The sequence below is a fragment of the Pseudomonas sp. MWU13-2100 genome (assembly GCF_023242365.1).
Lineage (GTDB): Bacteria > Pseudomonadota > Gammaproteobacteria > Pseudomonadales > Pseudomonadaceae > Aquipseudomonas.
This window is the reverse complement of record NZ_JALLIX010000072.1, coordinates 1-12928: the sequence shown is the minus strand read 5'-3', so window position 1 is coordinate 12928 and position 12928 is coordinate 1. Positions and strand designations below refer to the sequence as shown.

The 12928-nt window shown below is 61.2% G+C and carries 9 protein-coding genes; 7 read left to right on the top strand and 2 right to left on the bottom strand.

Translation table 11 applies throughout. The features are described 5' to 3' along the window. The first annotated feature begins 229 nt into the window (after nt 1-229). The gene (locus tag M5B99_RS28920) at nt 230-2923 is read left to right on the top strand and encodes a putative bifunctional diguanylate cyclase/phosphodiesterase (protein WP_248807345.1); all 2694 of its coding nucleotides are present in this window, start codon (nt 230-232) and stop codon (nt 2921-2923) included. Between the two features lie 78 nt (nt 2924-3001). Beyond that, entirely contained in the window at nt 3002-3649 is a 648-nt protein-coding gene (msrA, locus tag M5B99_RS28915; protein WP_248795989.1) for a peptide-methionine (S)-S-oxide reductase MsrA, read from the top strand. 162 nt (nt 3650-3811) lie between these two features. On the opposite strand, the gene M5B99_RS28910 is transcribed toward msrA, so the two are convergent. Beyond that, nucleotides 3812-4648 (bottom strand): 23S rRNA (adenine(2030)-N(6))-methyltransferase RlmJ, encoded by an 837-nt coding sequence (locus tag M5B99_RS28910; RefSeq protein ID WP_248807344.1) that lies wholly within the window; start codon nt 4646-4648, stop codon nt 3812-3814. Nucleotides 4649-4799: 151 nt separating this feature from the next. Between M5B99_RS28910 and M5B99_RS28905 the strand changes: the two genes are divergently transcribed. The 4 genes from M5B99_RS28905 to M5B99_RS28895 all read left to right on the top strand — a co-directional run bounded on the left by M5B99_RS28905 (nt 4800) and on the right by M5B99_RS28895 (nt 6790). Continuing rightward, nucleotides 4800-5294, top strand: a complete 495-nt coding sequence (locus tag M5B99_RS28905) for a DUF2165 family protein (RefSeq protein ID WP_248807343.1) — start codon at nt 4800-4802, stop codon at nt 5292-5294. 174 nt (nt 5295-5468) lie between these two features. Beyond that, nucleotides 5469-5780: a hypothetical protein gene (locus M5B99_RS30090; protein WP_318654598.1), complete on the top strand. Its 312-nt coding sequence runs from the start codon at nt 5469-5471 to the stop codon at nt 5778-5780. A gap of 39 nt (nt 5781-5819) precedes the next feature. Continuing rightward, nucleotides 5820-6425: a hypothetical protein gene (locus M5B99_RS30085; RefSeq protein ID WP_318654597.1), complete on the top strand. Its 606-nt coding sequence runs from the start codon at nt 5820-5822 to the stop codon at nt 6423-6425. Next, nucleotides 6422-6790 (top strand): hypothetical protein, encoded by a 369-nt coding sequence (locus tag M5B99_RS28895; RefSeq protein ID WP_248807342.1) that lies wholly within the window; start codon nt 6422-6424, stop codon nt 6788-6790. Before M5B99_RS30085 ends, M5B99_RS28895 begins: the two co-directional genes overlap by 4 nt. Before the next feature lie 119 nt (nt 6791-6909). Here the strand turns inward: M5B99_RS28895 and putP are convergent, their stop codons facing one another. Then, complete coding sequence (putP, locus tag M5B99_RS28890) at nt 6910-8394, bottom strand: sodium/proline symporter PutP (protein ID WP_248807341.1); 1485 nt, start codon at nt 8392-8394, stop codon at nt 6910-6912. 455 nt (nt 8395-8849) lie between these two features. On the opposite strand from putP, the gene putA reads away from it, so the two are divergent. Next, nucleotides 8850-12803 (top strand): trifunctional transcriptional regulator/proline dehydrogenase/L-glutamate gamma-semialdehyde dehydrogenase, encoded by a 3954-nt coding sequence (gene putA, locus M5B99_RS28885; RefSeq protein ID WP_248807340.1) that lies wholly within the window; start codon nt 8850-8852, stop codon nt 12801-12803. Nucleotides 12804-12928: the final 125 nt, after the last annotated feature.

Genomic DNA, 12928 nt, shown 5'->3' with positions numbered 1-12928 from the left:
GTCCGTTTTCCAGACAATCCCGCAAACGATTCAGCAAACGCCGAAACTCTCGCGAAATAGACGGGTGGCGGAGCCCGTTCACTGAAGAAATCCCCCCCTCGGCCGATACATTGAAGGCACGGAGCCACTGTTGTGCTTGTCAGCCTGACCCGCTTAATGCAACCTTGCCCAACACGCCAGAAAAACGGTCCTGACCCAGCGTGACCCGTACTCTTGAAGCGAGCTCTCAATGAAAAGCCAACCCGATGCCGCCAATAGATTGGCGGCCGAGGTAGTAACGCAGTTACCGGTGCCCTCGCGGCTCGGCATGCTGCGTTTCGAACGGCTGAATGAAGCAAGCTGGGCACTACTGTTTCTCGATCCCAATTGCGAGCGCCAGTTCGGCCAACCGGCCATCGAGCTCTGCGCCCTGGTCGGTTCTCCCTATGCCAGCCTGATGGAGCCTGAAGCCCGTTACCGGCTGCACGACACCATCCAGCAGCAACTGGTCGACAGCCCGCATTACCTGATCCGCTACACCCTGCACACCGCCCAGGGGCCACTGAGCCTGCTGGAAGTCGGTGAGGCCTACAAACAACACAACCGCCACCTGCTGCGCGGCTACCTGCTGGTGATCGAGGGCCTGCTTGGCCTGGAAGCGGCATTGCCGACCAGCGACCTGGAAACCCAGAACAGCCGCCTGCAGATCGCCCTGGAACTGAACCAGCGTGCCCAGCAGGAACAATTGCTCCACCTCGACCGGGTGCGTGCCCAGCAGGACCTGATCCTGCGCCTCGCACGCCAGCGCTACAGCGCCGGCAAATCCCTGCTCGAAGCCGCTCAACTGATCACCCGTTGCGCCTGCGATATCTACGAAATCGACAGTGCGAGCATCTGGAACCTCGAAGGTGATCGCCTGGTGCCGATCTGCGCCTACCACCGTGATCGCCAGCAATACGTTGTGCCGGACATCATCGACGCCGGCGGTTTCCCCAATTATCTGGAAGCCTTGCACACCAGCCGCGCCATTGACGCCCACAACGCCATGCATGACCCGCGCACCCGGGAAATGGCCGAAAGCCTTCGGCCCCGGGACACCAACGCCATGCTCGACGCGAGCATCCGCATCGACGGCCAGGTGGTCGGCGTGCTGTGCCTGGAACAGACCGGCAAGAGCCGCGCCTGGCAATCCGATGAAATCGCCTTTGCCGGCGAGCTGGCGGACCAGTTCGCCCAGGTCATCAACAATCACAACCGACGGGCCGCCACCAGCGCCCTGCACCTGTTCCAGCGCGCCGTGGAACAGAGCGCCAATGCCTTCCTGCTGGTCAGCAGCGAAGGCGTGGTGGAATACGTCAACCCCAGCTTCACCGCCATCACCCAGTACAGCACCGAGGAAGTCCACGGCCAGAAGCTCTCCGAACTGCCGGCCCTGGAGAACCTCAGCGAACTGTTGTTCGACGCACCCTCGAGTCTGGCCAAGAGCAACAGCTGGCAAGGCGAGTTCAAGAGTCGGCGCAAGAACCTCGAGCCCTACTGGGGCCAACTGTCGATTTCCAAGGTCTATGGCGACAACCGCGAACTGACCCACTACATCGGCATCTACGAAGACATCACCCAGACCAAACTGGCGCAACAGCGCATCGAACGCCTGGCCTACACCGACAACCTGACCAACCTGGGCAACCGCCCGGCGTTCATCCGCAACCTCGACGAGCGTTTCGCCCGCGACAGCGATTCGCCCATCAGCCTGCTGCTGGTGGACATCGACAACTTCAAGCGGATCAACGACAGCCTCGGCCACCAGACCGGCGACAAGCTGCTGATCAGCCTGGCCCGACGCCTGCGCAACAGCCTGAGTCCGAGCGGCAGCCTGGCGCGTTTTGCCAGTAACGAATTCGCGGTGCTGCTGGACGATACCGACCTGGAAACCGGGCAACAGATCGCCAGCCAGCTGCTGACCACCCTCGACAAGCCGATGTTCGTCGACAACCAGCTGATCAGCGTCACCGGCTCCGTGGGCCTGGCCAGCGCGCCGCTGCACGGTCGCGACCCGCAGACCCTGATGCGCAACGCCGGCCTGGCCCTGCACAAGGCCAAGGCCAACGGCAAGCACCAGGTCCAGGTCTTCACCGAGGCGCTGAACGCTGAGGCCAGCTACAAGCTGTTCGTCGAAAACAACCTGCGTCGCGCCCTGACCCAGAACGAGCTGGACGTGTTCTACCAGCCCAAGCTCTGCCTGCGCAGCGGCCGCCTGCTGGGCATGGAAGCGCTGCTGCGCTGGAATCACCCGGAACGCGGCATGATCCGCCCGGACCAGTTCATCAGCGTCGCCGAAGAAACCGGCCTGATCATCCCGATCGGCAAATGGGTCGCGCGCCAGGCCTGCCGCATGAGCAAACAACTGACCGCCTCCGGGCTGGGCAAGCTGCAGGTGGCGATCAACCTGTCGCCCAAGCAGTTCTCCGACCCGGACCTGGTGGCCTCCATCGCCAGCATCCTCAAAGAAGAACAGCTGGCGCCGTCCCTGCTGGAGCTGGAGCTGACCGAAGGCCTGCTGCTGGAAGCCACCGAAGACACCCACCAGCAACTCGACCAGCTGAAAAAGCTCGGCCTGACCCTGGCCATGGACGACTTCGGCACCGGCTACTCATCCCTGAGCTACCTGAAGAAATTCCCGATCGACATCATCAAGATCGATCGCAGCTTCATCCATGAAATCCCGGACAACCAGGACGACATGGAAATCACCTCCGCGGTGATCGCCATGGCCCACAACCTGAAGATCAAGGTGGTGGCCGAAGGGATCGAGACCTATGAGCAACTGACCTTCCTGCGTCGCCACCGTTGCGACGTCGGCCAGGGCTACCTGTTCGACCGCCCGATCCCCGGTATCGAACTGATCGAGCAGCTCAAACGTTATCCGCGCGGCCCTTTGGCCTGACAGCGCTGTAACACTCGGGCACACTGTTGGTCTATCTTCCTGTATTGCTTATCCCAACCTGACTGAGAGGACTGTGACATGGTCTTGCGCTCGGAAATACTGGTGAACAAAAACGTGCTCCCAACCAAAGAACAAGCTCTGCCTGGCCGCGAAACCCCGATGAGCGTGCCGGAAAAACATTTCGTCAATGGCAACCCGCTGTTGGGCCCGTTCCCCGGCAACGTGGAATTCGCGATCTTCGGTCTGGGCTGCTTCTGGGGCGCTGAACGGCGCTTCTGGCAACGCGAAGGGGTGTACAGCACCTCGGTAGGTTACGCCGGCGGCTTCACGCCGAACCCGACCTACGAAGAAGTCTGTTCAGGCCTGACCGGCCACAGCGAAGTGGTGCTGGTGGTGTATGAACCGGAAATCGTCAGCTACGAACAGCTGCTGGCGCTGTTCTGGGAACTGCACGATCCGACCCAGGGCATGCGCCAGGGCAACGATATCGGCAGCCAGTACCGCTCGGTGATCTACGCCACCAGGCCGGACCAGCTGGAAGCGGCACTGAAGAGCAAGCAGCTGTTCCAGGCCGAACTGAGCAAGGCCGGCCACGGCGCTATCACCACGGAAATCGACGAAGCGCCGACCTTCTACTATGCCGAGGCCTATCACCAGCAGTACCTGGCGAAGAATCCCGAGGGCTATTGCGGGATTCGCGGCACGGGCGTGACCTGCCCGATCTGATTGAACGCCCCCCCTGTGGGAGCGGAGCTTGCCCGCGAAGCTTTTAGCGCTCTCGCGGGCCTCTTCGCGGGCAAGCTCCGCTCCCACACAAGCGCTCCCATACCAGCCCTGCCCGTACAGATTCCGATGCGCGCACGACAGCGGGAAAACCTACAGGCCGAGTTACTCGGCAATCAACCAATCCATCCGCCAATCGCCCTGGGTCTGCCCCAACTTCTGCGCCAGCCACGGCAGCAACTCCCGCAACTCTTCTTCCAGCCCCCACGGCGGATTGGCAATCGCCAAGCCCGAACCGTTCAGGCTCGCCGGCGTGTCCAGCGGGTGCACCAGCAACTCCACCCGCAACAACTTCGGCGCACCGCTGCCGGCCAGGTCCTGATAGAAACGCTTCAGCGCGCGCTGGTCCTTGATCGGATACCAGATCGCCGCCACCGTCTGGCGCATGCGCCCGATGGCTTCTTTCAGCGATGCCGCGCAACGCTGCATTTCATCCAACTGCTCGAATGGCGGATCGATCAGCAGCACCGCGCGTTTCTCCGCCACCGGCAGCAACGCCCGCGCCACATGCCAGCCTTCGCCCAGGTGCACCGCCACGCGCCGGTCGCCCTTCATGTTGTCCTTGAGCAGCTTGCCGTCTTCGGGGTGCTTCTCGTTGAGCAGAATACGTTCGCGCTCGCGGGTCAGGCGCCGCGCCAGCTCCGGCGAGCCCGGGTAATAGCGCAATTCGCCATCCGGGTTCATCTCGTGCAGCACGCGCATGTAATCGGCGGTCACCACCGGCAGCTCCTGCTCGCCCCACAAGCGGGCGACCCCTTCCAGGTATTCACCGGTGCGGCTGGCCTGGTCGCCCTTGAGGTCATACAGGCCAATGCCGGCGTGACTGTCGATATAGGCGAACGGCTGCTCCTTGCGCGCCATCAGGGCAATCAGGCGGGTCAGGATCAGGTGTTTCAAGACGTCGGCGTGATTGCCGGCGTGGAAGGCGTGACGGTAGTTCATGGCGACTCCTGCGAAGGAGGCGAAGTTTACCTTGTGCCCGGGCGTACGTCAGGTCGCAGCGTACCGGCGGCATCGCAAGTGTCTGACATATTCCCGGGGCCGGGCAGTGATAAGGTCGTTTTCCCGCCTATCGGAAAGAAGGATCCGAGCAATGACCACCCGCTACGCCAAGATTGCCCTCACCCTGGCCCTTGCGGCCTTCGCCTTCATGGTCACGTTCAACAATGTCACCGACTACGGCTCCAACTTCGCCTTTGTCCGTCATGTACTGAGCATGGACACCACCTTCCCGGACAATGCCGCGATGTACCGCGCAATCACCACCCCCGTGCTCTGGCACGCCGCCTATTGGCTGATCATCTTCGGCGAAGGCCTGACTGCGGTGCTGCTGGCCCGTGGCGCGTGGTCACTCTGGCAAGCGCGCAGGCGCGACGCCGCCAGCTTCGCCCAGGCGAAGCAGTGGGTCATCGGCGGCGCAACCGTCGGTTTCCTGGTCTGGTTCTTCGGTTTCATGGTGGTCGGCGGCGAGTGGTTCCTGATGTGGCAATCGCAGACCTGGAATGGCCAGGAGCCGGCCTTCAAGTTCTACATGGCGATCCTCGGGGTGCTGATCTTCGTGAACCAACCGGACGCCGAGCAGGCTTGATGCCCATGTCATGTAGGGAAACAACCTCCCACCACTCTCTTCATATCAAATTTTTGGCTTTTTCACACAATTCGACAGGAGCTCGCTGACAGGCAACACAGCAGTCATGGCGTATCAAGCTCGTTCCGCGTGCAAATGAGCACGGAAGTTCAACTTACCCCGGAAAGAGACGCCATGGCCCGGCCCTACGCCTTTATCAACGAGCACATGCAAACCTACCCGATGTTGAAATCATCGTTATCACTGGGTAGAAACGCCATCACGAAATTCGACAGCCTGAACCCCCATATTCGCAATACGATGGTTCTGCCGGGTCAGATTGTTGTCGTGGGCAACGACTCAACACTGTCCTGTACTGCCGAAGAAGCCCACCTGATGGACGCCGGCTGGAAGATCAGGCACGTTCTGGCAAGCAGTTCGGCAAGCTCGGACGGCTTTATCCTGGAGAATTATGATCTCTTGCAGAGGCTACTGGGCAATGCCTAACTGGGCGTCGGTAGCGCAAGCAATGCCTGGAACAAACACTTGACGGGGGTGAGCAGAACACTGGAAGAAATCGAAGCGTTGCATAAACACTCACTCGGCAGAAACGGCAGTCGGGATGAGTTCCTCGCGAAGAGAAAGGTGCTGTTCGCCAAACTGGATGCCCAGCTAGAGGGATTCGCACGCTATGGCACGGGGTTGCGCAATAGAGGATCGATCAAGAAAATGCTCGGTATCTCCACCAGAAGTTACGTTCATAGTGGGGAGATCAAAGGCTATGCCTCGACATTGGATAAAATAGCCAATACCGCCAGACAGCTTAAAAAAGGTACACCTGTCGGGATTGCCCTGGACACCACGGCTACCGCGCTGGAAATTAGAGAAGCCTGCTCCAGTGGACGAGAAAATCAATGCCGTGAGGCAAAATTCGTCGAAGGCGGCAAGCTTGCCGGCAGCGTCGCGGGAAGCTGGGTGGCGGGCCCTGCCAGTATTTGGTTATGCGTTACAGTACTAGGCCTTACAACAGGACCAGGCGCCTTGAGCTGTCTCGTTGTCAGCGGAGTAGCCGGCGGAGCGATGCTGGGCAGCGTGGCTGGAGGAGTCGGCGAACATATTGGTGAACCATTATATCAATGGACAGCTCCATGACCCTCCCCGCCTCATTCTGGCTATCTGTCGGCGTCATGCTCTGGATTATCGTTAACATGCTGGTCGTGACGACTCTTGCCTACTGGAAGCTGGACCGCATGGAAAAGCTATTGGATAAGTGCTCCTTGGTCATGGACTCGAAAGCCGGCTGGGGAGAGGGGCTCATGGGTCGAACAAGAAGAGTCAGCATGGTAGCAGCCGCTCTCTCACGCCCTCTACTGCACCCTCGATGTAGTGTTATCGATTTAGAGCAAGTCCATCAATTCCCCAAAGGCCTGAAAAGAGTGGTGGTAGGTATCCATATTTCAATTCTGCTTTCCTGCCTGGCTATAGTGGTCGTTCACTTCAGCATTGGCTCAGAATAAGCCATCAACACTTTAGCCATCGCTACCCCGCAGACAATCCTCCTCGAAAAACGGCCCACCTCCAAAAGAAACGAGCCGTTTTTCAATCACTATGCGTTCAGGATCTCAATTCCACGCCATCAGTGTTCCTGACGGAACTGTTTCTCTGCCGCGTCAAAACGCTGCAGCATCAGCGCCGAAGGTTTACCCAACCGGCTGACGATATAGATCGCCAGGCTGGCGAAGATAAAGCCTGGAATGATTTCATACAGCCCCAGCAGGTTGAGGTGCTTCCAGACGATGACGGTAATCGCCCCCACCAGGATCCCGGCCAATGCGCCGTTGCGGGTCATGTCCTTCCAGACCACCGAGATCAGCACCACCGGACCGAACGCCGCGCCGAAACCGGCCCAGGCGTAGCTCACCAGTCCCAGCACGCGGTTTTCCGGATTGGCCGCCAGGGCGATGGCAACCAGCGCCACCAGCAACACCATGGCGCGACCGACCCAGACCAGCTCCAGCTGGGAGGCCGATTTACGCAGAAAGGTCTTGTAGAAGTCTTCGGTCAGGGCACTGGAGCACACCAGCAACTGACAGCTCAAGGTACTCATCACCGCCGCCAGGATCGCCGACAGCAAAATTCCGGCAACCCAAGGATTGAAGAGGATCTTCGCCAGCTCGATAAACACCCGCTCATGGTTCTCGCCCACGGGACCAGCCACCTCGGGATGCGCCGAGAAATAGGCAATACCGAAGAAGCCCACCGCCACGGTGCCACCCAGGCACAAAATCATCCAAGCCATGGAAATGCGTCGGGCCTTGGCAATCGACTTGACCGAGTCCGCCGCCATGAAACGCGCCAGGATATGCGGCTGGCCGAAGTAGCCCAGACCCCAGCCCATCAGCGAGAGGATACCGACGAAGGTGGTGCCCTTGAGCATGTCGAAGTTGGCCGGATCCTTGGCTTCGATGGCCAGGAAGGTGGTGTCAACGCCGCCAGTGGCCAGCAGCACGATGATCGGCGTGAGAATCAGCGCAAAAATCATCAAGGTGGCTTGTACGGTATCTGTCCAGCTTACCGCCAGGAAACCTCCGATAAAGGTATAGGCGATGGTCGCCGCCGCACCGGCCCACAGCGCCGTCTCATAAGACATGCCGAAGGTACTTTCGAACAACCGCGCCCCGGCAACGATACCCGACGCACAGTAGATGGTGAAGAACACCAGGATCACCAGCGCCGCAATGATCCGCAGCAGCCCGCTGTGATCCTCGAAGCGACTGGAAAAATAGTCCGGCAGGGTCAGCGCATCGCCATTGTGCTCGGTCTGTACCCGCAGGCGCCCGGCGACGAACAGCCAGTTCAGGTAGGCACCGACGATCAGGCCGATGGCAATCCAGCTCTCCGACAGACCGGACAGGTAGATCGCGCCGGGCAAGCCCATCAGCAACCAGCCGCTCATGTCGGAAGCCCCGGCCGACAGTGCGGTGACCACGCTGCCGAGACTGCGGCCGCCGAGAATATAATCGGAAAGATTGTTGGTCGAGCGATAAGCCATCAGGCCAATCAGTACCATGGCGGCGATATAGATCACGAACGTGATCAGGGTTGGGTTGCTTACACTCATTGAAAAATCCCTGGCATTGTTTTTATTGAGCGCCGGTCCGACCGACGCAAAGAACGATGTTTGTCAGACGATTAAACGCAATAGGCATATATGAGCGATATTTCCTCAGGAAAATCGCCAGTCCCGACCTACAGTACGTAGGAGGTTGCACTGCCGCTGAGAATGCTATTCAACAACCCGAATAAGGTGCAACCCATTTTGCCAAAATAAGTTGCACCTATTGAATTTTGCGTATTTTCCGACGCTTTACCGCCCCTTTTCAATGCGGGAAATACCTTTGACCTCCGAAAACCCGCGAGCTGAAGGCGCTGGAAGCCAACGGGAAAATAATTCCTGATCTGCCGCCGTTTTTTCCTGCAAAAAAAGGGTTGCACCCGGTTGCACCTCGACCCGGCCAGCGCTACTCTTTCCGCCAGCTGATGCCACGCCATCGTGGTAACCATGAGGATAAGAAAATGGCTACGACCACCCTTGGGGTCAAACTCGACGACCCGACCCGTGAGCGCCTGAAGGCCGCGGCCCACTCGATTGACCGCACCCCACACTGGCTGATCAAGCAAGCCATTTTCAATTACCTGGAAAAGCTCGAAAGCGGCGCAACCCCGGGTGAAATCAACGGTTCGGCCCGTGGCGACGCCGAAGACAGCGGTGAAGTCTCCAGCGACCATGCCCATCAGTGCTTCCTCGAGTTCGCCGAAAGTATCCTCCCGCAATCGGTATTGCGCGCCGCCATCACCGCCGCCTACCGCCGCCCGGAACCGGAAGTGGTGCCGATGCTGCTGGAACAGGCACGCCTGCCGGCTGCCATGGCCGAAGCCACCCACAAGCTGGCCGCCTCGATTGCCGAAAAACTGCGCAACCAGAAGAGCGCCGGCGGCCGCGCCGGGATTGTTCAGGGCCTGTTGCAAGAGTTCTCCCTGTCGTCCCAGGAAGGCGTGGCCCTGATGTGCCTGGCCGAAGCGCTGCTGCGCATCCCCGACAAAGGCACCCGCGACGCCCTGATCCGCGACAAGATCAGCACCGGCAACTGGCAACCGCACCTGGGCAACAGCCCCTCGCTGTTCGTCAACGCCGCCACCTGGGGCCTGCTGCTGACCGGCAAGCTGGTCGCCACTCATAACGAAACCGGCCTGACCTCGTCCCTGAGCCGCATCATCGGCAAAAGCGGCGAGCCGATGATCCGCAAGGGCGTCGACATGGCCATGCGCCTGATGGGCGAACAGTTCGTCACTGGCGAAACCATTGCCGAAGCCCTGGCCAACGCCAGCCGCTTCGAAGCCAAGGGCTTCCGCTACTCCTACGACATGCTCGGCGAAGCGGCACTGACCGAGCATGACGCACAGAAATACCTGGCGTCCTACGAGCAGGCCATCCATTCGATCGGCAAGGCCTCCCACGGTCGCGGCATCTACGAAGGCCCGGGCATTTCCATCAAGCTCTCGGCCCTGCACCCGCGCTACAGCCGTGCCCAGTACGAACGGGTGATGGACGAGCTGTACCCGCGCCTGCTGGCGCTGACCCTGCTGGCCAAGCAATACGATATCGGCCTGAACATCGACGCCGAGGAGGCCGACCGCCTCGAGCTGTCCCTGGACCTGCTCGAGCGCCTGTGCTTCGAACCGCAGCTGAGCGGCTGGAACGGCATCGGTTTCGTGATCCAGGCCTACCAGAAACGCTGTCCGTATGTGATCGACTACGTCATCGACCTGGCCCGTCGCAGCCGGCATCGCCTGATGATCCGCCTGGTCAAGGGTGCATACTGGGACAGCGAGATCAAGCGCGCCCAGGTCGAAGGCCTGGAGGGCTATCCGGTCTATACCCGCAAGGTCTACACCGACGTTTCCTACATCGCCTGCGCACGCAAGTTGCTCTCGGTGCCGGAAGTCATCTATCCGCAGTTCGCCACCCACAACGCCCACACCCTGTCGGCCATCTACCATATCGCCGGGCAGAACTATTACCCGGGCCAGTACGAGTTCCAGTGCCTCCATGGCATGGGCGAACCGCTCTACGAACAGGTGGTGGGCAAGGTTTCCGAAGGCAAGCTGAACCGTCCGTGCCGTGTGTACGCGCCGGTCGGCACCCATGAAACCCTGCTGGCTTACCTGGTCCGGCGCCTGCTGGAAAACGGCGCCAACACCTCCTTCGTCAACCGCATTGCCGACCAGTCCATCTCGATTCAGGAACTGGTGGCCGATCCGGTGGCCAGTATCGAGCAGATGGCGACGCTGGAAGGCGGCTTCGGCCTGCCGCACCCGCGCATTCCGCTGCCGCGTGACCTTTACGGTCGCGACCGGGCCAACTCCGCCGGCATCGACATGGCCAACGAACATCGCTTGGCGTCGCTCTCCTGCGCCCTGCTGGCCAGCGCCCACAACGACTGGAAAGCCGTGCCGCTGCTGGGTTGTGTCACCAGCAACGAAGCTCCGGTGGCGATGCTCAACCCTTCGGACCATCGCGACCTGGTCGGTTATGTCCAGGAAGCGACCGTCGAAGACGCCGACAATGCCGTGCAATGTGCCCTGAACGCCGCGCCGATCTGGCAGGCCACCCCGCCGAGCGAGCGCGCGGCAATCCTGGAGCGCGCCGCCGACCTGATGGAGGGCGAGATCCAGCCGCTGATGGGCCTGCTAGTCCGCGAAGCCGGCAAGACCTTCGCCAACGCCATCGCCGAAGTCCGTGAAGCCGTGGACTTCCTGCGCTACTACGCAGTGCAGGCGCGCAACGATTTCAGCAACGACGCCCACCGCCCCCTGGGCCCGGTGGTCTGCATCAGCCCGTGGAACTTCCCGCTGGCCATCTTCAGCGGCCAGGTGGCCGCGGCACTGGCGGCCGGTAACCCAGTACTCGCCAAACCGGCCGAACAGACCCCGCTGATCGCCGCCCAGGCCGTGCGCCTGCTGCTCGAAGCCGGAATTCCCGAAGGCGTGGTGCAACTGCTGCCAGGCCGTGGCGAAACCGTCGGCGCGCGCCTGGTGGGCGACGAGCGGGTCAAGGGCGTGATGTTCACTGGCTCCACCGAGGTGGCGCGCCTGCTGCAACGCAATGTCGCCGGCCGCCTCGACACCCAGGGCCGACCAATTCCGCTGATCGCCGAAACCGGCGGGCAGAACGCGATGATCGTCGACTCTTCGGCGCTGACCGAACAGGTGGTGATCGATGTCGTGTCCTCGGCCTTCGACAGCGCCGGCCAGCGCTGCTCGGCCCTGCGCGTCCTGTGCCTGCAGGAGGATTCCGCCGACCGCGTGATCGAAATGCTCAAGGGTGCCATGGCCGAATGCCGCCTGGGCAACCCGGAACGCCTGTCGGTGGATATCGGCCCGGTGATCGACGCCGAAGCCAAGGCCGGCATCGAGAAACATATCCAGGGCATGCGCGACAAAGGGCGCACGGTGTACCAGGTGGCCATCGCCGATGGCGAGGAATGCAAGCGCGGCACCTTCGTGATGCCAACCCTGATCGAACTGGAAAGCCTCGACGAACTGCAGCGGGAGATCTTCGGCCCGGTGCTGCACGTGGTGCGCTACAAGCGCAAGGACATCGACCCGTTGATCGCGCAGATCAATGCCTCCGGCTACGGCCTGACTCTCGGCGTGCACACCCGCATCGACGAGACCATTGCCAAGGTGATCGACAATGTCCACGCCGGTAACGTCTATGTGAACCGCAACATCGTCGGTGCCGTGGTCGGCGTGCAACCGTTCGGCGGCGAAGGTTTGTCGGGCACCGGACCGAAAGCCGGAGGGCCGCTGTACCTGTATCGCCTGCTTTCGACCCGACCGGCGGATGCCATCGAACAATCCTTCGCCCGTGGCGACGCCCTGGCTGCACCGGATGTGCGTCTGCGCGAAGCTCTGCTCAAGCCACTCCACGCCCTGCGAGACTGGGTCGAGAGCCAGAAGCTGGCGGACCTCGGCGCGCTGTGTGTGACCTTCGAGGCACAATCGCAAAGCGGCATCACCCGCGTGCTCAACGGCCCGACGGGCGAGCGCAACAGCTACGCCATCCTGCCGCGCGAGCATGTGTTGTGCCTGGCGGAAATCGAAGGCGACCTGTTGACGCAACTGGCGGCGGTATTGGCCGTGGGCGGCTCGGCGGTCTGGCCGGAAAGCGAATCGACCAAGGCACTCTACGGGCGTTTGCCGAAAGAAGTGCAGGCGCGGATCCAGCGCGTGGCCGACTGGACCAAGGACGAGGCGCTGTTCGATGCGGTGCTGCACCACGGGCATTCCGACCAGTTGCGCGAGGTCTGCCAGCAGATTGCTCGACGTAGCGGGGCGATTGTTGGCGTGCATGGCCTGTCCCAGGGTGAAACCGGCATTGCCCTGGAGCGCCTGGTGATCGAGCGGGCCTTGAGCGTCAACACGGCGGCGGCGGGCGGCAATGCCAGCCTGATGACCATCGGTTAAAACATCTGGCAGATGTGTTGAGTGGAAGATCGCCTTCGCGGGCAAGCTCCGCTCCCACAGGTTCGGTGCTCGGCCACTCATCCGCGGCAAACAGTGCTCTGTGGGAGTTCTGCTCCCACAGCCTC